Here is a 20,794-nt window from a genome sequence, read left to right on the forward strand (position 1 = left end):
GCTGACGTTGACTGGAAGATGCCTCACTCCGTTTGAACCGTAGCGGAAGACCCCGTTCATCTGGTGTTCATGTGTGAAGAGAGCCGCAGCGTCATGCCCTTGAAATCGGATTGCGAAATTCCCACCTCACACCTGCAGGCGCCAAACAGGGTCTGCGAAACGCTCCGGTCCCGCCAATAATGGGGGACAGGGGAAACATCAAAATCAGTGAAGTATCCGTTGCTCAAAGGAGGACACTTAAATGCGTCACTTGGACTTCTCCCCCCTCTACCGCTCTACCGTCGGTTTCGACCGTCTCTTCTCGATGCTGGACACAGCCGGCAACGACGCCCCGAGCTATCCGCCCTACAACATCGAACGTACCGGCGAAAACGCCTACCGGATTACCATGGCCGTCGCCGGCTTCACGGACGACGAACTCTCGGTGGAAGCCAAGGAACACGTTCTGACCATCAAGGGCGAAAAATCGGAAGAAGATTCCGACAAGGAAATCCTGTATCGCGGCATCGCATCGCGCACATTCGAGCGCCGTTTCCAGATCGCCGAGCACGTCCGTGTTAACGGTGCAAGCATGGAAAACGGCCTGCTGCATGTTGACCTCGTCAGAGAAATTCCTGAAGCCATGAAACCGCGCAAGATAGAAATCACATCCAGCGCGTCCAAGCAGATCGAATCCAAGGCTCACTAAGCCTTCAGGATTGATCCTGTAGCTTTGGAAAATCGGGGCGCCTGGGAAACCAGGCGCCTTTCTTGATGTTGTGCAAACCTTGTCATCACGTCAAGGCGAAGCGCAAACCTCCAGCCATCGCCATCGCCGTCCCCAGCCTAGTCCGGATCCTGATCCCTCAGTGCTGTGTGACCCGGCTCGCAGCCAAGATGACAATATTCAAAAAACGCAATGTCAACGCACGGGCACAGTCGGGCGTCCGACAATGACCTTTCAGCTTGCGGCCGTCCCAGCCTTTGAGCCGGCTACGGTCAAATGAGCTGGATGTTCAGACCGTCCCGGCGAGCGTGTTCAAAAACGCCTCGACGTCTTCTCTTTGCGTCGCAAAACTCGTCACCATGCGAAAGCAGACTTCGTCCTTTGCCGGCGCGTGTTCCGGCGACAGGTCCTTGGCCGGCCACTCGTAGATTTTCGCACCCGCGGACTGGAGCGTGTCGAACTGGTGGCGCCTGAGGATCGGAAACAACTCGTTTGCCTCGACCGCCCAGGCCGTCCGCCCGCCGGCAGCCCGGATACCGTCCGCCAGTCTGGTCGCAGCATCATTGGCGTGTCTCGCCGTGGCAAGCCAGTTGTCGTTTTCGAAATATCCGTCAAATTGCGCCGCAACAAACCGGCTCTTGGAAAAAAGGTGTCCACCGCGCTTGCGGAAATACTCGAAGTTCCTGGCGGCATCGGCATCAAAGAAGACCGCCGCCTCGGCACACCAGCAGCCGTTCTTCGTGGCTCCGAAGGACAAGACATCCACACCCGATTTCCAGGTCATCTCCGCCGGAGTGCAGTCGAGCGTGACCAGCGCGTTTGCGAGCCTGGCGCCGTCCATGTGAAGTGGCACCGAGCGAGAATTCGCGATTTCCTTGATGGCTGCTATCTCGTCGAGCGAGTAGACAGTTCCACATTCGCTTGCCTGACTGATCGAAACCGATGCGACCTGGCCATGGTGCACCACCCCGTCCGGAAATGCGGACATCGCCTCGTTCAGGGTTTCCGGTGCAATCTTGCCCTCGTCGCCGGGGATGCCGACAAGTTTGTTGCCGCTGGTCATGAATTCCGGGCAGTTGCATTCGTCGATATTGATATGGCTGTCCCGGTGACAGAAAATCGCTCCACCGGGCTTGCTATAGGCGGCCAGGGAAAGTGCATTGGCAGCCGTTCCCGTCGCCACGAAAAACACGGCGACTTCACGCTCGAAAATGTCGTTGAATTTCTGGTTGATGCTGTCGGTCAGCGGGTCTGTGCCGTAGGCCGGTGCGTACCCGGAATTATGGCGGGTCAGCGCCGACATCACCGCCGGAGCTGCACCCGCCCAATTGTCGCTTGCGAAGTTCATGTGCCGGTTTAAGCACCTCGTCCGGAAACCGGCAACCTGAATTTGCTCAGTAGTACATTTCCCGCTTGCGGTACATGCGCCCGAACAACCAGTCGAGCGAGATCACACCCGGTCCCTTGAGAGTCGGCACCAGCAGCAGGAAGATCCAGAGCAGGCGGTCATCGGAAATGATCGCGTAGGGTTCACCGTCGAACAGAGCACCAATCGTCTTTGCGTCGGCGCCGTGTCCGGTAATATCCACATAGGACATGACAATGATGAAAACGATCATGCCCAGGCTTGCAAATCGTGTAAACAATCCGACCACCACCAGGACCGGCAAGATAAATTCACCCCAGGTTCCGGCGAGGACCATCAGACCGTAAGGGAAGAACGCGATCTGACTGGTGTCATAGCTTACCTGCTCCATCATCTGGGGCAGCATTTGCGCATATGCGCCGGCGGTCGGCGTGAAGATGTTCGTAATGCTGCCACCTATTTTGGTCATGGCCGAATTCAGGAAGAACTGCAGCAGAACCGCTGCAAATATGAACCTGGACGCCAGTCCCAGCAGCCAACCATTGGTAATACGTTCCAGCGTACCGAATACCGCTGTGTACAATCTTACGAAGAATCCGATGAGAGCACCCATAAATTCCCCCTTCCCTTTCAAGCAAGGACCTCCGGCAGTTATCTGTTCAAGCCGTTACGAGGTCTGTGAAGACACCAATTGAAAGACAATCCGACAGACAGTCGGACAATGAAAATTCCGCAACCTGTCCTTCAGCCAGTGCTGCAGCTTCGCCCAGTGTTGCCCCTGACAGGAGAGCGTTCAGGAAAACGTCTCCACCAGGCCGGAGCTGCAAGAGCTCCACATCAAATTCCGGTCGCGCGATCAGGACCGATTGAGACCTGTCCAGATCGACGCGAATTTCCTCATCGGGTTCAAACCTGTTTGCGCGCGCCAGGTCCCAGACAGGCCAGCTGGACATTATGAGTGCAGCCGCCGGGTGTTTTTCGAATCTGATCGAACCTAGTACATTCGGGTCCACGCTTCCAAGTGCAGCAGGGTCCAACGGGGCAACATCTGCAGCGTGATAGGCCTGTACCCAGGCCCACTCGACCCGAGCGACGTCTGCCAGATACGGATAGCTGGCCAGCGGCGGAAAAGCTTCAATGAAATCCGGAAAATCAGACCCGTACCAGATGAGCACTGGAGACTTCGGCGGATGCTGCACGACAAATGCCCGCGCCAGTGCCTTGAAATAGTCCTCGCCAAGCAAATTCTGGAGCGCGGGAAACGTTTGTTCCAGCGCATCACAGAGACTGACGATCACGTTGTTACGATAGACGTTGAAACGCTTCGGGGCCGTCAATCCGTCCGGCCCGATCAGGCCCGGCGGCGTGGCGGCTTCCGGGTTCCAGAGTGCCTCCCCGAAATCGCCGACACCCACTTTTGGGGGAAACTCGGGTAGATCCATCTCAGACCGCACGCTGCAAACCCGTTGCGGAGGCCCGATGAAGGATCCGCTCCGCTGCCTGTGCTTCGGCAAGCAGGACCGACCAGACCGGAACTTCGTTATCCCACTCGATGAGTGTCGGCAAAGGGCCGGTTTGGCTGACAATCATTTCATAGAGCGGCCAAACGGCGTCATCGACTTCCCGGTCGTGTGCATCGATCAACAGGAGTCGGCCGGCGTCATCCACATCCGGCGCATGGCCTCCGAGGTGAATTTCACCGACATCGCCAATCGGAAATTCCGAAAGATAGGTCTCGGCCGAACGCTCGTGGTTGGTACACGAAACATAGACATTATTGACATCGAGCAGCAGACCGCATCCCGTGCGGCGTGTGATTTCCTTGAGGAAATCGATCTCGCTCATCGTGCTTTGCTCGAAGGCAACGTAAGTCGACGGATTCTCCAGCAGCATCTTGCGCCCGACGACGTCCTGAACTTCTTCGATATGTTCGCAGACCCGGTCAAGGGTCGCCTTGTCATAGGGGACGGGTAGAAGATCGTTGTAGTAGGTCGTGTCGTGCGTCGACCAGGCCAGGTGCTCGGAGAACAGACCGGGTTCGTAGCGCTTGTTGAGCGCGGCAAGTCTCTGAAGGTGATCCTTGTCCAGCGGCTGTTCACCGCCGATCGAGAGCCCGACGCCATGAAGCGAAAGCGGGTAAACGTCACGGATCGCCTCGAGTTGACGATGCGGTTTCCCCCCTGCGCCCATATAGTTTTCCGCATGAACTTCAAAAAAACCGATATCTGCAGAGGAAGTCAGGATTTCCTCGACATGTTCCGCTTTTAGCCCCGCACCCGCACGCGCCGGTACTGTTGCGTCTGTTCGGTCTGGACGAGAAGGTTGAACGGACATGAATTGCTCCATGGGCAGGCAGTATCGATAGCCGGGCAGGCGTGCTAGACCCGCCTGCCCGAATAAACGGCTGTACTTACAGCAATAAACAGATCCGGACTTATGCTTCCGGCAGATCGCGATCAAGTTCGGTCAGAGAGCCGTGACGACCGTCAGGCAGATCCATGGAAACGCAGGTACCCTTCGGGACAAGAGTCCAGGCATTTCCCTGGTAATCAACGGTGGATGTACCTGCACAAGTGGTTCCGGCACCCGCCTTACAGTCGTTTTGGCCTTTCAGGGACACTCCGTAGCACTTTTCTTTCGCCTGGGCGTGGGCCGGCGCGGTCGCGGACAGACCGGCAACCGCTGTTGCAACGGCACCAGCGACAATTGCTGCAGACATAGCCTTATGCTTCATTTCGAACTCCTCTGGTCGAACTAAATTCCAATCGAGGCCAACGCTCTTCTAAATACAGCGCGGGCGCAGCACGTAGATGAGCATATTGCTGATAAATAGGAAATCAAACGCCTGTGACCGATTTGCGAGCAGGTAATGCTCAGATTTTCACAGACGAAAGAATCTTACGAAAAATCTGCCGAATTTGACCTTTCCAGACAATTGGCACTTTTGAGGCGAAACAATTATAATGCGGCCGCACAGAAACACACTTGCCCATGGCGGTGAAATCTGTCATGTTCCGCCCGCCTAGAATAGGACAGGTATGCTGTCCCAATTGTTGCGGTTCCGGCGGAACATGCTGACGACCGCACAAGAAGCAGCGATCAGGCTGACTGGTCGACGGATCCGGAAGAGGATTCGTGACAGGACGAAACGACAGGTTTCGGCAGCGATACGTTCGCTGCGGCAATGCGACGGTTTGTTTTGGTAGACCGGCGCGGTAATACAACGACAGAGCCGGGGCGCGAGTGCCAGGGTTCGCCGAGCCGCATTCTTGATGGAATGCGACCCGAACGAAACCGGACGCTTCAAGCCACGGCACCACTGGGGTTAACAGTGAGGGCGCACATGACGATACGAGAGCTGACGACCAGCACAGCCATGCGAGCAGGGGACGTGGACAGGGAAACCGCCGCTACCCGGACACTTGCCGAACGACTGGGCACGGCCGCCGACAAAGGGCTCTACGATCCGTCGCGCGAACACGATGCCTGTGGTGTCGGTTTTGTTGCCCACATGAAGGGCGAAAAGTCTCACAAGATCATTGCGGACGGCCTTCAGGTTCTTGAAAACCTGACGCACCGCGGAGCAGTCGGTGCGGATCCCCTGATGGGAGACGGTGCAGGCATGCTGGTGCAGATCCCCCACAGTTTCTATGCGGAAGAGATGGAGCGGTCCGGTACTCCCCTTCCCGATTTCGGCCATTACGGTGTCGGCTTCGTTTTTCTGCCACAGGACGATGCGCTGCGCGCAAAATGTGAAGAAATCGTCGAACGGGTTATCAAGGCTGAGGGTGAGGACCTGATCGGTTGGCGGGACGTTCCTGTCGACAATTCGTCCCTGTCCAAGGCACCAGATATCGCCGCGACAGAACCGGTGTCCCGTCAGGTTTTCATCAAGCGCACGCGCAGTGAGGACCAGAACGCGTTCGAGCGCCGTCTTTACGTCTTGCGCAAGGTTATCTCCAACACGGTGCGTGCCGAGACCGACGCTGTCTCCAAGGGCTTCTACATCGTGTCGTTCTCGAGCCGTACCATTGTCTACAAGGGCATGTTCCTGGCGTACCAGCTCGGAGCCTATTATTCGGACCTGAAAGACGAACGCTTCACATCCGCTCTTGCCCTGGTGCATCAGCGTTTTTCGACCAACACTTTCCCGTCATGGGACCTGTCGCACCCTTACCGCATGGTTGCCCACAACGGTGAGATCAATACCCTTCGCGGCAACGTCAACTGGATGGCGGCCCGGCAGGCGTCCGTTTCCTCTGCGCTGCTTGGCGACGACATTTCGAAGCTCTGGCCGATTTCCTACGAAGGCCAGTCGGATACTGCCTGTTTCGACAATGCGCTCGAGTTTCTCGTCATGGGCGGATACTCGCTTGCGCACGCGGCAATGATGCTGATCCCGGAAGCCTGGGCCGGCAATCCGCTGATGGATGACAACCGGCGTGCCTTTTATGAGTACCATGCGGCACTGATGGAGCCATGGGACGGTCCGGCCGCGGTTGCTTTCACCGACGGACAGCAAATCGGCGCAACCCTGGACCGGAACGGCCTGCGCCCGGCACGCTATATCGTTACTGACGATGATTTTGTCATCATGTCCTCCGAGGTCGGCGTCCTGCCGGTCGACGAGGAGCGCGTGATCCAGAAATGGCGCCTGCAACCGGGCAAGATGCTGCTGATCGACCTGGAGGAAGGCCGCATCGTCTCCGACGACGAGATCAAACGCGAGTTGTCGACCGCCAACCCCTACAAGGACTGGCTCCACCGGACCCAGATCGTTCTGGAAGACCTTCCGGGCGTTCGCCAGCGTGCACCGGTTGCCGGCGAAAGTCTGCTCGACCGGCAGCAGGCCTTTGGCTACACCCAGGAAGACATCAAGCTTCTGATGACACCGATGGCCACCGTCGGACAGGAAGCGATCGGTTCAATGGGCACGGACACTCCGATTTCCGCGCTCTCCGACAAGTCGAAGCTGCTTTACACCTATTTCAAGCAGAACTTTGCCCAGGTCACCAACCCGCCGATCGATCCGATCCGCGAGGAACTGGTGATGAGCCTGGTGTCCTTCATCGGCCCGCGCCCGAACCTGTTCGACCTGAAGGGGCTGTCCTCTTCCAAGCGCCTCGAAGTGCGCCAACCGATCCTGACCAACGAGGATCTGGAAAAGATCCGCGCGATCGGCGACATCGCCGACAATCAGTTTTCCGCCAAGACCCTCGACATTACCTACAATGCCGAGAAGGGTGCCAACGGCATGGACGGTGCACTGGAGGAATTGTGCAAGCGCGCTGAAAAGGCTGTTCGCGACGGTTACAACATCATCATCCTTTCGGACCGTCTGATAAGCCGGTCCAGGATCGCTATCCCTGCGCTGCTCGCAACAGCCGCGGTCCACCATCACCTGATTCGCAAGGGGCTGCGAACCTCCGTCGGCCTGGTTGTCGAGACAGGTGAAGCGCGCGAAATTCATCATTTCTGCGTGCTTGCAGGTTTCGGTGCAGAAGCAATCAATCCCTATCTCGCATTTGAGACCCTTCTTTCCATGCACATGGAAATGGACTTCCCGGAAGAGGTTGATCAGTACGAGGTCGTCGAGCGCTACATCAAGTCGATCGACAAGGGCATCCTGAAGGTCATGTCCAAAATGGGCATATCGACATATCAGTCCTATTGCGGTGCACAGATTTTCGATGCTGTCGGCCTCGACTCCAGGTTCATTGAAAAGTTCTTCTTCGGCACAGCGAGCATGATCGAAGGAATTGGTCTTGCGGAAGTTGCCGAGGAAACGGTTCTGCGTCACTCCGAAGCATTCGGCGACGTTGCAATTCTCCGCCGATCACTTGAGATCGGAGGCGAATACGCTTACCGGACCCGTGGCGAAAGCCACATGTGGACACCGGACTCCATTGCTCAGCTCCAGCATGCCGTTCGCGCAAAACTGCCAGACATGTACAGGGCCTTCGCCGAGGAGGTGAACGACAAGAGCGGCCGCTATGCGATCCGCGGCCTGTTCCGTATCAAGGGCGCGGACGAGATCGGCCGCACTGCGATCGATATCGATCAGGTCGAGCCGACCGAGAACATCGTCAAACGCTTCGTCACCGGCGCCATGTCCTTCGGATCCATTTCCCGTGAAGCCCACACGACCCTTGCCATTGCCATGAACCAGATCGGCGGCAAGTCGAATACCGGTGAAGGCGGAGAGGAGCAGGAACGCTTCAATCCGCTGCCCGACGGTTCGATGAACCCGCGCCGTTCCGCGATCAAGCAGGTCGCCTCTGGCCGTTTCGGCGTAACCACTGAGTATCTGGTCAACTCCGACATGATCCAGATCAAGGTTGCCCAGGGTGCAAAGCCGGGTGAAGGCGGTCAGCTGCCCGGGCACAAGGTGGATGCGGTCATTGCCAAGGTTCGTCACTCGACACCGGGTGTCGGCCTGATCTCGCCTCCACCGCACCACGACATCTATTCCATCGAGGATCTGGCTCAGCTCATTTATGACCTGAAAAACGTCAACCCCGATGCTGACATATCGGTCAAACTGGTGTCGGAAGTCGGTGTAGGGACGGTTGCGGCGGGCGTCGCCAAGGCCCGCGCCGACCACATCACGATTTCAGGCTTTGACGGCGGAACCGGCGCTTCCCCGCTGACGTCCATAAAACACGCCGGCAGCCCATGGGAAATCGGTCTTGCCGAGACCCAGCAGACACTGGTGCTGAATGGTCTGCGGTCGCGCATCGCGCTTCAGGTCGACGGTGGATTGCGCACCGGCCGCGACGTCATTGTCGGAGCCTTGCTCGGGGCCGATGAATTCGGTTTCTCCACCGCGCCGTTGATAGCTGCAGGCTGCCTGATGATGCGCAAGTGCCATCTCAACACCTGCCCGGTTGGCATTGCGACCCAGGACCCGGTCCTGCGCAAGCGGTTCAAGGGCACTCCCGAGCATGTCATCAACTACTTCTTCTATGTCGCTGAAGAAGTCCGCGGGATCATGGCCGGGCTCGGCGTCGAAAAGCTTGATGATCTGATCGGCCGGTCTGATTTCCTCGACAAGAACGCCGCCATCGAACACTGGAAAGCCAAGGGGCTCGATTTCTCGCGCATCTTCTTCCAGCCGGAGGCATCGCCTGAGGAAACGCGCTGGACGCAAACCCAGGAGCACCCGATCGTTGACATTCTGGACCGTCGCCTGATCGCGGCAGCCAAACCGGCTCTCGACAGCAAGGAACCAACCATCGTCAATGAGACGATCAGCTCGGTTGACCGGTCAGTCGGTGCAATGCTGTCCGGCGAAATCGCAAAGCGCTATGGCAACAAGGGATTGAAGAAGCCTGATACGCTGAAGATCAACCTGACGGGAACGGCGGGCCAGGCATTCGGTGCCTTCGTCGCCCGCGGCGTCACGATCGATCTGGCAGGTGATGCCAACGACTATGTCGGCAAAGGTCTCGCCGGGGGCAGGCTTATCGTCCGTCCACCGGAAAACACGCGCATCGTTGCTGAGGAGTCCATCATCGTCGGCAACACCGTTCTCTACGGAGCGACGGAAGGTGAATGCTACTTCCGCGGCGTGGCCGGTGAGCGTTTTGCGGTCCGCAATTCAGGCGCCATTGCTGTTGTTGAAGGTGTCGGAGATCACGGCTGTGAATACATGACCGGCGGAGTCGTCGTTGTCATCGGCCGGACCGGACGGAACTTCGCGGCCGGCATGTCTGGCGGGATCGCCTATGTTCTTGACGAGGACGGCAGTTTCGGAACGCGCTGCAATCTCGCGATGGTCGATCTGGAACCGGTTACGGAAGAAGACGATCTTCTGGAGAAACTCCACCACCATGGCGGTGACATCGAACACAAGGGGCGTGTCGATCTGTCCTCGGACATGACCCGTCACGACGATGAACGCCTGCGGCAGATGCTGACCAAGCATCTGGAGCTGACCGGCTCGGCAAAAGCGAGTGCAATCCTTGAAGATTGGGCAACCTACAGGCCGAAATTCGTCAAGGTCATGCCGGTCGAGTACCGTCGAGCGCTTCGGGAAATGGAAGAACAGCGCCTCGGCATGGTCGCCGCCGAATAACCGCCAATAGAACAGCTTGGCTCTCGGTCGCTTGGTGCGGCCGATTGCAGCCACCTTGGAAAGACACAAATTTGAGGAGGTCGCCTTGGGCAAGGTAACCGGTTTTCTGGAAATCGATCGTCAGGAGCAGAAGTATCAGCCGGCTTCTGACCGTATCCGCCATTTCCGCGAATTCACAATTCCGCTGAACGATCGCGAAGTCGTTAATCAGGCCGCACGTTGTATGGACTGTGGCATCCCGTTTTGCCACGGCCCGGACGGTTGTCCGGTCAACAACCAGATTCCGGACTGGAACGATCTGGTTTACCAGGGCGACTGGGACATCGCGCTGCGCAATCTGCATTCGACAAACAACTTTCCCGAATTCACCGGCCGCATCTGTCCCGCACCGTGCGAAGAAGCCTGCACGCTTAATCTGGAAGACATACCGGTCAACATCAAAACCGTTGAGCAGGCCCTGGCCGACAAGGGCTGGGAAGAAGGCTGGATCGTACCGGAGCCCTCCGCCCGGAAAACCGGCAAGGCGGTCGCGATAATCGGCTCCGGCCCGGCCGGAATGGCAGCGGCCCAGCAACTTGCGCGTGCCGGACACACGGTCCATGTCTACGAGCGCGAGCCAAAGGCCGGTGGCCTTCTGCGCTACGGCATTCCTGACTTCAAGATGGAAAAACACTATATCGACCGCCGTGTCGAGCAGATGGAAGCCGAGGGCGTCACCTTCCACTACGGCGTCAATGTCGGCGTCGATACGGCTCTGGAAGAACTGGCTGAACGCCACGATGCGGTCATCCTGTGCGCCGGCGCCGAGCGCCCGCGCGATCCCGGCGTCACGGGAATGGAGCTGGAAGGTTGCCATTGGGCCATGAAATACCTGGTTCAGCAAAACCGCCGCCTGGGCGGTGAGCCGGAAACAGATGAATTGCCGATCTGGGCTGGCGGCAAACACGTTGTGGTCATTGGTGGCGGCGACACGGCGTCCGACTGCGTCGGCACCGCGTTTCGTCAGGGCGCACTGTCGGTCACTCAGCTCGATATACGTCCGATCCCACCGCTCAAGGAAGACAAGATGACCGTCTGGCCCTATTGGCCGACCAAGTTCCGCACGTCTTCCTCGCAGGCGGAAGGCGCCGAACGCGAATTTTCCGCGGCAACGCTTGCGCTCGTTGGAGAAGACGGCGTGGTGACGGGCGTCAAATGCGCCCGCGTCGACGAAAAGCGCCGCCCGATCGAGGGAACGGAATTCATCCTGCGCGCCGATCTCGTCCTTGCCGCCATCGGATTTTCCGGACCTCTGCTCGACACCTATATCGCGGAGGCTGGCGACCAACTTGAACTGGACGGCCGCACGAACGTGAAGGCGAACACCGAGGACTACAAAACCACCATGAAAAAAATCTACGCGGCGGGTGACGTTCGCAAGGGTCAGTCACTGGTGGTTTGGGCAATTCGCGAAGGCCGTCAGGCGGCCCGGGCCGTTGACGAATTCCTCACCGGATCTTCCGATCTGCCGCGATAATCGAATTCACACTGCAACAGAACCCCTGCGCACATGCAACGTTCGCAGGGGTTTTTCTGTGCCGAACAACTCAGGAGCCGCTCGCCGTTACCCCGTCCAGAACAGACGTACCCTCAACGGCCATCCGCGGATCGTCGACGCGGCCGGGCATCGGTGGCAGGGCGTCTCCCTTTACGAAGAAGCGATAGGCGGTACTTTTCCGGTCTTTTTCCCCGTCGTCGTCTTCCCCTCCCAGCAGCAAGGCTTCAGGTGAGGTCGTCCGTCCGGTCAGGACGATAAAGTTGGGATCATCCTCGACCCCTTCAAATGCAAGTCCGCCATAACCGCCTAGCAGCCGCAAGAGCTCTCGATCCACAAAAAAGGCAACCTTCTGGAACCCGGGCCAGGTAAATCCGATCCGGTCTCCGGTCCGCAGCCGTGTATTCTTGCCGTCGACGTCAGGACCAAACGACGAGTAGCTGCCATCTTCGGCCAGGAAGATGTCCCAGATATCGACGTAACGGACACGCCTGTCCTCGGACGCTGACTGGAAGATTGAATTCAGCTGCGTGAATTCGGCATTGACGCTTTCTGTGTTGGTTGGCGGAAGTCCTGCCCAGACGATGGGTTTCTTTTCCTGCCGCACCACACGTGCCAGCGCTTCGACCGTCTTGCGATAGGTGTCGAGCCATTCCTGCGTCATGAACTCGATCGGCGGATCGCCTGGAAACGCCTTGCCCAGGTCCTGGCGTCCGATCATGACAACAACCGCTTTCACGTCGGCACCCCGGATCTTGGCGAGAACTTTTGTCGGCCATTCAGGCGGGGTGTCACCTGCAAATCCGGCCTTGTCTTCCGTAACCCTTTCCACGCGGATCTGTGGCTTGTCGGCAAACATGAACTCCAACCCGTCCGCAACACCCCTGGCCATCCTGTCCCCGACAACCAGGATCACACCCGCATTGGGGTCCTTCGGCGTGATCTCAATTTTCGGAGGGGTACCTGCAGCCCGCGACGGCGTACGGCGTTTTTGTTGCGTTTGGGGCGGCGGCTGACCGCGACGCCTTTCCTTGCTGCCAAAGAGTTTTTGCAGCGGCGAAAATGGATTGAAGCCGCGCAGGAGACCGCTTTGCGCAACGACTATTTCCTTGTCGGTCGCTTGCTGAGCCATTGCGTTTGGAAATGTCTCGGCGGCTGCGCAGAAGGAAATGATCAGGGCACACCGAACCATCAGCCTTGCGGCTGCCTTCAGTATTCCTGTTCCAGCCGCGACCGTCACAGCAAGCTCCTGTTCAGTTCAATTCAGGCAGAGCTTATACCAACCACCATGAATGGGAAGACATTGCGGGGCTCCCCGTGGTGCGTGTGCTGCCATCAGCCTCTTTTTTTCAGGTGTGTCAGCAGAACCACGGAAGGATAACCGTCCGGAACAAGTCCACGCGAACTCTGATAAGCCCGAATGCCGCGCCGGGTTGCCGGACCAATCCTTCCATCTGCCGCTCCTACTGAAAAACCGAGCCGGTTCAGATAGTTCTGCAATTCCACTCTTTCGGAGCGGCTAAGCGGGAGATAGTCCCTGGACCAGTCGCCGGCCAGTGGCCCGCCACCGATCAGGCGATCCGACAAATGCCCGACCGCGAGCGCATATGCGGTGGCATTGTTGTAGCGTTTGATCACGTAGAAGTTTCTGAGCATCAAAAACGCCGGCCCACTTGCACCGGCCGGCAATACCAGGATTGCCTTGTCAGCCGGCCTTGGAAACCCTTTGCCGTTTGACCGGCGGATGCCGTATTTCGACCACTCACCGAGCGTCAGCGTCTTGTCGCCGTCAGCCAAGTTGTAATTGAAGCTTGCCGGAAGCTTGACTTCATAGCCCCAGGTCTTGCCGGTCTGCCATCCGTGTTTCTTCAGGTAGTTGGCTGTCGAGGCAAGCGCATCCGGGATTGATGTCCAGATGTCACGGCGGCTGTCGCCATTATAGTCTGCAGCATATGCTTTCCAGCTGGACGGCATGAACTGGGTATGTCCCATCGCACCAGCCCAGGAACCTTCCATATCCTGAAAGCGGACATGGCCCGCCTGCACGATGCCAAGTGCTGTTACCAGCTCCTTGTTCCAGAACTTCTTGCGGCGCGGCGCGGCGTAGGCAAGCGTTGCAAGCGCCTGGATAACGTTGTGCCGGCCCATGTAGCCGCCATAATTGGTTTCCATTCCCCAGATAGCTAGAACGGCTTCCCGGTCGACGCCATATCGGGCCTCGATCTGCCGCAGGACAGTCGAATATTCCTGAAGCAGCTTCCGGCCCTTTTCGACCCTGTCTTCAGATACGGCACTGTCCATGTATTCCCAGATCGGCTTCACAAATTCCGACTGTTTGCTCATCAGCCGCAGCGTGTCGTCGTCAGGCTCCATTCCCGTAAAAACGGAATTGTAGGTCTGGGAGGTTATTCCGGCGGCTTTTGCTTTCGGCCAGAAGTCACGAACAAACCGGTCGAAACCCGGATCGGCCTGGGCGGGTGAAAAGATTAAAGCCAGACCGCAGGCCAGAACCAGTCTGCCGGTCCACCGCTTGATTCGCGATTTCATGGTTTTCCTTTTAGGCAATAAAGCCGTCACGCTTGCAGTCTGTTGCACAAAGCTCCGCATCAGGGCCTCCTTATGCCCATGTCCGTGTTCGCTTCTGCCCCGCCCCATGAATGATCTTCTATTGGTTACTGTACCGTTAATGCCGGAAACGAACACCTGCCTCAATAGCATTTTCCGTGTAGTCGCTGCCGTCTTCCGAACTGTCGAACCGCCGGTGGGTGTAATCCGCCGTCAGCGCCACGTTCTGGGTCAAGGCATAGGTCAGACCCCCAAATCCGGTCAGTGTGTTTTCTTCGATCGAGACCCCTTGATACGTCCTGTAACTGTACCCGACACCCGTTTCCGCGACCAGCCGGTCGGAGAAGCCATGGGCAATCCTCAGGTCCCCGGAATAAATGATCGACCCGCTCGCAGTGTCAATATCCGTTGCCTCGAAACTCGTGCCCACACCTGCCGTGACAGTCGTCAGCCGGGAAGGTGACCAGACCAGCGACCCGTCAACGACAAAGCCTGAAAGGGCATCCAGCCGATTGTCCTCTATATCCTCTATCCGCCAGCCGACACCGATATTGCCGGCCAGTTTCGGCCCGGAGGCGATGGCCAGCCCACCTCGGAGCTGGTAGCCGTTGGCATCCCGTTTCTCGCACAGGCTGTCACTACAGCTTTCATCATATCGCCGCAGCAGCAATGAGCCTTCAACAAACGGAGTGAAAACGCTTCCCGTGTCGGCATCCAGTCTCAGTGTTGCCGAATAAAGTGTGTTGTCACGCCCGCTTTCGATGTCGTCGTCGGACATGTAAACACTCCGGTTGACACCGAATGAGCCTGTCGCGGCAACAAGGCCGACGGCGCGCGTTGCACCTAAATCGGCGGAAAATGTCTGGACGTGATCCGCTCCTGAAGACGTCGATTCAGCACTTCCGTCCTCTTCGCGCGAATAGGTATAGGACGCTCCCGTATCCACCCGTGTTGCATCACTTATGTCGAGACGCAGATTGGCGGCAGCAGAGACATTGCCATCGTTGTCGTCCGAGTTCTTCGGATAACCCGTATAGGTGCCACGCAAGGACGCGTCGAACTGGTGCCGCGACCAGTTTGAAACCAGGCCAAGGTCCGGCGAAATTCGGTAAAGCCCGCCCGCGGTTCCCGATGCGGATTGAGATGTGTTGTCCGTCCAACCGGTCGAGAATGTGATTTGCGGTGTAAAGGTAAACGATCCAAGCCGAATTCCGTCCGGTGCGTCGAAGGTCGTGTCGCCGCCAAACACGCTGTCGTCGATCAGGCTGTCAGCCAATGGAACCGACCGATCGACCGCCGCGAGCCTGTCGGAGAACGGACGAACCGGAAGAACCTGCCCGTTCGTACCAAGTCCGCTCGAGCCCGTCTCTTCTTCCGCACTGTTGAGCGTACGCCTCAGCGCATAGACATTCGATTGTGTCGGGTTGACCGTCGCGCCCTCGGCTGCCTGGTCCGTTGCACCTTCCGAAGCAATGGGATCACCAGGCCCGCGAAGGCCGGAGAGTGCGGTTTGCGCAACCGACGGCACCGCATGAAGAGCGGCGAAACAGACAATCAGGTGCAGGATGCGGCGCATTGAAATTCAGGACCGGTCGAATTCGTGATCCGGTTCAAACTGACGAATGTTGGTTAATGCTTCGTTTCCTTTTTGCAAATTGACAGGTTGGAACCCGACACCCGGCACATTCGGAACAACCACTTGCAGGGCAGAGTTTTCGGTTACAGCGTCATTCCTCTGCAGATGCCAATGCAAGTCTTCCACAAGTCACGTGCGGCCATGCCGTACCAGTTGCTGAAAAATCGTCAATTTCCATAGATTTGGCACATTTCGAAACGACAGGGGTACGCAGCGCACGATCTAATGCATTTAATCATTCACGGCTTCTTGATCGCGGCAGTCGAGTGTCCTAGTCCTATGCGACCCTGACAAAAAGAAAGAGCCAATGGCAAATTCCTCACTCGAATCCTGTTTCGAAGACGATGCAGATAGCCTGATTCAAAGCCTGGTTTCAGCAGAACGGACTCTCGAAACTGAAATTGCGGGTTTGAGCGCGGTCAGGGCAGCGCTGAAGAACGGTCTCGCAGTTCCGTTCAAACGGACCTTCGATCTCATTAGCAAGAGCAAGGGGCGGGTGATCGTAACCGGGATCGGCAAGAGTGGGCACATCGGCACAAAGATTGCCGCAAGCCTTGCGTCGACCGGCACACCATCCTTTTTCGTCCACGCAAGCGAAGCAAGTCACGGCGACCTTGGAATGGTCACCGAAGATGACGTCGTCCTCGCCTTGTCCTGGTCCGGCGAAACCCAGGAACTTGCCAGCATCGTCACTTACACACGTCGGTTCAAGGTCCCGCTGGTTGCGATCACGTCGCGCGACGACAGTTCGCTTGGCAGGGCTGCGGACATCGTTTTGAAACTCCCGAGTGTGGCAGAGGCCTGTCCGCACGGGCTTGCGCCGACGACGTCTGCGCTCATTCAGCTTGCAATCGGAGATGCGCTGGCCGTCGCCCTTCTGGAAGGCCGGGGTTTCACGGCTCAGGATTTTCGTGTGTTGCATCCTGGCGGCCGCCTTGGCGCAAGCCTGAAAACCGCCCGCGACATCATGCATTCCGGCGAACGGATACCGATCGTGTCCGCCTCAACATCCATGAGTGAAGGCATCGTGCTGATGACCCGCAGCGGGTTCGGTGTCCTGGGCGTAACGGACGAACTGAACCAGCTGATCGGCATCATTACCGATGGTGACTTGCGTCGTCACGTCTCCGCAAACCTCCTTGAAAAGACCGCCGGCGAAATCATGACACGCGAGCCGAAGACTGTTCAGCCGGATACGCTGTCGGCATCCATTCTGGAATTGGTGAACAGCCTGTCGATCACGTCGGTCTTCGTGATTGAAGACGGACGGCCGGTCGGCATAGTGCATCTGCATGACCTGCTGCGCATCGGAGCCGCCTGATCCGCAGGCTGGCACGCCGACATCCTGTCAAAACTGCGTCAACAGCCAAAAAAAGTTGAATTTCAGCGTCCTCAGTCGCCCTGCATTAGGATTTGATTAGCCACACCGACCTTAGACTGCTCACACGTTTCACTGGCTTGATGCCAAAGACCTTGGTGTGTGAACAGAATGGATCTGGCGACCCTAATCGGTATTGTTGGTGCGTTTGGCATTGTGATAACCGCTATCTTTCTGGGCGGGAGCTTCACACAGTTCGTCGACATTCCTTCGATGTTGATCGTGATCGGTGGCGGTCTTGCCGCAACCCTGATCCGGTTTCAGCTGTCCAACATCGCCGCCGCTTTCGTAACCGGGTTCAAGGTTGCCCTTTCCGGTAAAGGCCCCAGCCCTCGCGATCTGATCACGGAGATCACCAATCTTGGCGAGATCGTTCGCAAGTCCGGTCCGCTCGGCCTGGAAAACGTGGACGTGTCCGATCCGGTTCTTGCCAAAGGCGTTCAATACATTGCTGACGGCTACGAACTGGAGTTCATCAAGGAAGCGATGGAACGGGAGCGTGATCTTCAGTTGTCGCGGTTGTCGGAAGGCAAGCGCGTAATGAAGGCTCTCGGCGACTCTGCGCCGGCATTCGGCATGATCGGAACGCTTGTCGGTCTGGTGCAGATGCTGGCGAACATGGATGACCCTGCCGCAATCGGTCCTTCCATGGCGGTCGCACTCCTGACAACACTCTACGGTGCGCTCATTTCCAACATCATCTGCCTGCCGCTGGTGGACAAGCTCGATGCCAAGTTCGACGTCGATGAAGTCAACCAGACGCTGATAATCGACGGTGTCTGCCAGATTCGCGAATCCAAGAGCCCTGCGCTCATCAAGGAAATGCTGGTCGCCTATCTGCCAGAAAAAGCCCGGGCCGATATGGCTGAAGCGGCGTAACACAAGCATTCGAACGGACGAGAGCCGATGGCAAAGAAAAAACAGCAAGGCGGCGGCGGCGCTCCCGACTGGCTGGTTACCTTTGCCGACCTGATGTCGCTGCTCGTCTGTTTCTTCGTTCTGATCATCTCGTTTTCAATTCAGGACAAGGAAAAGCTGCAGGTCGTGGCAGGGTCCATGCGAGAGGCTTTCGGTGTCAAGGAAACCTCCCGCCGCACGGGTATCATCGAAGTCGAGGGCATCCCGATCCGCGACTACATGAAAGACATCAGCCAGGTCGAACAGGAAAACGATTCAGATTTCTCCCAGGAGCGCCATGAAAAACGGCGCAAACAGGGACCTGAGGCGAATACTCACGACACGCTGGAAGCAGAGATCGAAAAACCCCGGCAATTCGCGACAGCCGCAGCCTCCCTGCGTCAGGCATGGCAGGAGATGCCTGAAATTACAGAAATTTCCAGCAACATCATTCTCGAAGAAACCGAGGACGGCCTGAACATCATGCTGGTCGACCAGGATGGCCGGTCCATGTTCCGCGAAGGTTCGAAATATCCTTATGAGACCACCCGCCGGCTGATCGCCAAAATGGCACCCGTTCTTGCGCAGATGCCAAATCGCGTCGAGATCACCGGTCACACCACCGCCGGTCAGCAAACGTCAAACCCCGGTTACACCGGTTGGGACCTGTCGAGCGAGCGCGCAAACATTGCCCGCCAGATCCTGGCGGAATACGGTGTTCCGGAAGACCAGTTCTTCGCAGTCATCGGCAAGTCAGACACCGAACCGCTCTTTCCGAACGACCCCTATCTGGCCGCAAACAGGCGCATCGGCATTCTGCTTAAGGCCGAGGAACCGCCGGTTCCGCCGGGCCACAAGCTCTGACACCGTCTAGGGTCACTCAAACTGACCCGAGACCATGCCGCGCTGGATGTCTGCAAACCAATCCCGGCCTTGCAAAGTTGTTCTTGCCAGAACACTTTTCAAATTTGACCGGACGGCGCCTACTCCACCTGGGAAACGACCAGTCGGACCCCGTCGATGGATTCGACACGCACCTTTGTGCCCGCGGGAAGATCCGGTCCTGTGATCCGCCAGATGGTGTCGTCGATCGACAGGTTTCCTGCGCCCTCACTCAAGGGTTTTTCCAACGTGAATTCGCGCCCGACATAACGACTGCCGCGTTGGTTTAGTCCGGGGTCCCCTTTTTCCGAGGCAAGCCTGATCATCATGCGCCTGCCTATCAGCAGGCTCACAATCGACAGAACCAGGAAAATGCTGACGAGGATTTGCCAGCTCGGGTCAAAGACCAGCGCAATGACACCGACGACAAGTGCCGACAGACCGAACCACAGAAAAATGGTCCCCGGAGCGGCTATTTCCAGCCCCAGAAGCACCAGACCGAGAACAAACCAGCTCCAGGGCCCGAGAGCATCAATAGCGCTTTCAATCAGGCTCACGGATTGCCTCCCTCAGACGAACCGGTGTTCGGGATGCGCGACGATGTCTGATTTTCCTTCGAATGGTCGCCGAATGCCTCCTTGGCAATTTCACCGATACCACTCAGGGATCCCAGAAGAGCGGTAGCCTCCATGGGCAGGATCAGTGTTTTCTGGTTTCTCGACGTCGCGAGCGCCTGGAAGGCTTCGACATATTTGTTCGCAACGAAATAGTTGATCGCCTGAACATCACCGGAGGCAATCGCCGCGCTTACCATTTGGGTAGCCTTCGCTTCCGCTTCAGCTTCCCTTTCGCGCGCTTCCGCATCCCGGAAAGCGGATTCGCGACGTCCCTCTGCCTCCAGGATAAGTGATTGCTTCTCACCTTCCGCCTTCAGAATTTCAGACTGTCGCTTGCCTTCCGCTTCCAGAATGGACGCCCGTTTGTCGCGCTCTGCCTTCATCTGGCGCGCCATGGCGTCGACCAGATCCCGTGGCGGATTGATGTCCTTAATCTCGATACGCGTGATTTTCACGCCCCAGGGTTCGGCAGCAGCATCGACAACCCTCAGGATTTTTGCATTGATTTCGTCACGGTTTGACAGGAGGGAATCAAGATCCATGGATCCCATCACCGAACGGATATTGGTCATCGTCAAATTCAGGATCGCATTTTGAAGTCCCAGCACCTCATACGCGGCCCGCGCCGCATCGAGCACCTGATAGAACGTCACGCCATCCGCCGTCACGGTGGCATTGTCCCGCGTGATGACTTCCTGCGAGGGAACGTCGAGAACCTGTTCCATCATGTTCAGCTTGTGGCCGACCTTGTCAATGAACGGGATAATGAAATTCAGGCCCGGTAACAGCGTCTTGCGGTACTTGCCGAACCGTTCGATGGTATAGTTGTAGCCTTGGGGTACGGTTTTGACCCCGGCGAAAAACACCAGAATGACCAGAACCAATAGGCCGATCAGGAAAATGCTGGGTCCATCAATTTCTAACGGCATGAATTTCTCCCGTAAACATCTGGAATTTCGCGGTCACTATGCTCTGTTTGAGTGAGTCGTTCCAGCGCCATTGCGCGAGATCCACGCGCCACGGAGGCAATCAGCTAGATTTCCCCGGCGACTGAACTGGTGCCATCGGCCTCGTCACCACCAGGGCGGAATGTACCTGGGAACAGGACGACAGCCGTCGCTCCGGCGACCACCGGC

General features: G+C 57.5%; 16 protein-coding genes. 6 read left to right on the forward strand and 10 right to left on the reverse strand.

Features of this window, described 5'->3' with window-relative positions:
• Positions 1-241 precede the first annotated feature (241 nt).
• The gene (locus tag ACO6TI_RS01415; protein WP_029066637.1) at positions 242-688 is read left to right on the forward strand and encodes an Hsp20 family protein; all 447 of its coding nucleotides are present in this window, start codon (positions 242-244) and stop codon (positions 686-688) included.
• A gap of 307 nt (positions 689-995) precedes the next feature.
• Here the strand turns inward: ACO6TI_RS01415 and ACO6TI_RS01420 are convergent, their stop codons facing one another.
• From ACO6TI_RS01420 to ACO6TI_RS01440, 5 genes are all read right to left on the reverse strand, one after another.
• Positions 996-2,054, reverse strand: a complete 1,059-nt coding sequence (locus ACO6TI_RS01420) for a threonine aldolase family protein (protein WP_422384198.1) — start codon at positions 2,052-2,054, stop codon at positions 996-998.
• 46 nt (positions 2,055-2,100) lie between these two features.
• Positions 2,101-2,685: a DoxX family protein gene (locus ACO6TI_RS01425; protein WP_029066640.1), complete on the reverse strand. Its 585-nt coding sequence runs from the start codon at positions 2,683-2,685 to the stop codon at positions 2,101-2,103.
• A gap of 46 nt (positions 2,686-2,731) precedes the next feature.
• A complete protein-coding gene (locus ACO6TI_RS01430; protein WP_055113993.1) occupies positions 2,732-3,514 on the reverse strand; it encodes a DNA-binding domain-containing protein in 783 nt (260 codons plus the stop codon).
• A gap of 1 nt (position 3,515) precedes the next feature.
• On the reverse strand, positions 3,516-4,406 hold the full coding sequence (locus ACO6TI_RS01435) for a DUF692 domain-containing protein (RefSeq protein ID WP_422384199.1): 891 nt from the start codon (positions 4,404-4,406) through the stop codon (positions 3,516-3,518).
• 100 nt (positions 4,407-4,506) lie between these two features.
• Positions 4,507-4,806 (reverse strand): DUF2282 domain-containing protein, encoded by a 300-nt coding sequence (locus ACO6TI_RS01440; RefSeq protein ID WP_055113994.1) that lies wholly within the window; start codon positions 4,804-4,806, stop codon positions 4,507-4,509.
• Positions 4,807-5,415: 609 nt separating this feature from the next.
• On the opposite strand from ACO6TI_RS01440, the gene gltB reads away from it, so the two are divergent.
• The gene (gltB, locus tag ACO6TI_RS01445; RefSeq protein ID WP_104700833.1) at positions 5,416-10,149 is read left to right on the forward strand and encodes a glutamate synthase large subunit; all 4,734 of its coding nucleotides are present in this window, start codon (positions 5,416-5,418) and stop codon (positions 10,147-10,149) included.
• Positions 10,150-10,234: 85 nt separating this feature from the next.
• Positions 10,235-11,665 carry a glutamate synthase subunit beta gene (locus tag ACO6TI_RS01450; protein WP_196999965.1) on the forward strand — a complete coding sequence of 477 codons (1,431 nt, stop codon included), beginning with the start codon at positions 10,235-10,237 and terminating at the stop codon, positions 11,663-11,665.
• Positions 11,666-11,735: 70 nt separating this feature from the next.
• Here the strand turns inward: ACO6TI_RS01450 and ACO6TI_RS01455 are convergent, their stop codons facing one another.
• The 3 genes from ACO6TI_RS01455 to ACO6TI_RS01465 form a co-directional block, all read right to left on the reverse strand.
• The gene (locus ACO6TI_RS01455) at positions 11,736-12,923 is read right to left on the reverse strand and encodes a DUF459 domain-containing protein (protein ID WP_282047064.1); all 1,188 of its coding nucleotides are present in this window, start codon (positions 12,921-12,923) and stop codon (positions 11,736-11,738) included.
• A 95-nt stretch (positions 12,924-13,018) separates the two neighbouring features.
• Positions 13,019-14,230 carry a lytic murein transglycosylase gene (locus tag ACO6TI_RS01460; protein WP_055113999.1) on the reverse strand — a complete coding sequence of 404 codons (1,212 nt, stop codon included), beginning with the start codon at positions 14,228-14,230 and terminating at the stop codon, positions 13,019-13,021.
• 136 nt (positions 14,231-14,366) lie between these two features.
• On the reverse strand, positions 14,367-15,824 hold the full coding sequence (locus tag ACO6TI_RS01465; RefSeq protein WP_422384200.1) for an outer membrane beta-barrel protein: 1,458 nt from the start codon (positions 15,822-15,824) through the stop codon (positions 14,367-14,369).
• 367 nt (positions 15,825-16,191) lie between these two features.
• Here ACO6TI_RS01465 and ACO6TI_RS01470 point away from each other — a divergent pair, with 367 nt between their 5' ends.
• The 3 genes from ACO6TI_RS01470 (at position 16,192) to ACO6TI_RS01480 (ending at position 19,023) form a co-directional block, all read left to right on the forward strand.
• Positions 16,192-17,205: a KpsF/GutQ family sugar-phosphate isomerase gene (locus ACO6TI_RS01470; RefSeq protein WP_108875845.1), complete on the forward strand. Its 1,014-nt coding sequence runs from the start codon at positions 16,192-16,194 to the stop codon at positions 17,203-17,205.
• A gap of 168 nt (positions 17,206-17,373) precedes the next feature.
• Positions 17,374-18,141: a motility protein A gene (locus tag ACO6TI_RS01475; protein WP_029066649.1), complete on the forward strand. Its 768-nt coding sequence runs from the start codon at positions 17,374-17,376 to the stop codon at positions 18,139-18,141.
• Between the two features lie 27 nt (positions 18,142-18,168).
• The gene (locus ACO6TI_RS01480) at positions 18,169-19,023 is read left to right on the forward strand and encodes an OmpA/MotB family protein (protein ID WP_108875844.1); all 855 of its coding nucleotides are present in this window, start codon (positions 18,169-18,171) and stop codon (positions 19,021-19,023) included.
• A gap of 119 nt (positions 19,024-19,142) precedes the next feature.
• Here the strand turns inward: ACO6TI_RS01480 and ACO6TI_RS01485 are convergent, their stop codons facing one another.
• Positions 19,143-19,598: an NfeD family protein gene (locus tag ACO6TI_RS01485; RefSeq protein ID WP_422384201.1), complete on the reverse strand. Its 456-nt coding sequence runs from the start codon at positions 19,596-19,598 to the stop codon at positions 19,143-19,145.
• Positions 19,595-20,575 carry an SPFH domain-containing protein gene (locus ACO6TI_RS01490; protein WP_208992630.1) on the reverse strand — a complete coding sequence of 327 codons (981 nt, stop codon included), beginning with the start codon at positions 20,573-20,575 and terminating at the stop codon, positions 19,595-19,597. Before ACO6TI_RS01490 ends, ACO6TI_RS01485 begins: the two co-directional genes overlap by 4 nt.
• Positions 20,576-20,794 lie beyond the last annotated feature (219 nt).

It is taken from the genome of Roseibium album (assembly GCF_965233825.1).
In the GTDB taxonomy this organism is placed as follows: domain Bacteria; phylum Pseudomonadota; class Alphaproteobacteria; order Rhizobiales; family Stappiaceae; genus Roseibium; species Roseibium album.